This window comes from Acetomicrobium sp. S15 = DSM 107314, assembly GCF_016125955.1.
Classification (GTDB): domain Bacteria; phylum Synergistota; class Synergistia; order Synergistales; family Thermosynergistaceae; genus Thermosynergistes; species Thermosynergistes pyruvativorans.
In genome coordinates, this window is record NZ_JADEVE010000425.1 from 1 (window position 1) to 301 (window position 301).

Genomic DNA, 301 nt, shown 5'->3' on the forward strand with positions numbered 1-301 from the left:
TGGTGGGAAATGTCTCGGAGTGGGTAGGGGGCCTGAAATTAGTTGATGGGAAAATCTACATGCCTTCCGATAACAATTTAAATATGCTTGAAGAAGATTGGCCGGATACAAACGTTCGATTTAACTCATCGGCATCAGGCCTTCGACGATATGCCTCTGCCGATAGGGGCGGGCCAGACGATCTCTCAGCCTTATATGGTGGCCAAGATGACGCTCCTTTTGGCTCCGAAGACGGGAGACAAGATATTGGAGATCGGCACAGGTTCGGGCTACCAGGCGGCGGTGTTGGCGGAGTTGGGTG

General features: G+C 52.2%; 1 protein-coding gene. It reads left to right on the forward strand.

Annotation, left to right across the window (positions count from 1 at the left end; all coding sequences use genetic code 11):
* Window positions 1-87: 87 nt before the first annotated feature.
* Window positions 88-301, forward strand: a 214-nt coding sequence (locus EZM41_RS13175) for a protein-L-isoaspartate O-methyltransferase family protein (RefSeq protein ID WP_446697852.1), incomplete at its 3' end; no start/stop codon positions are given.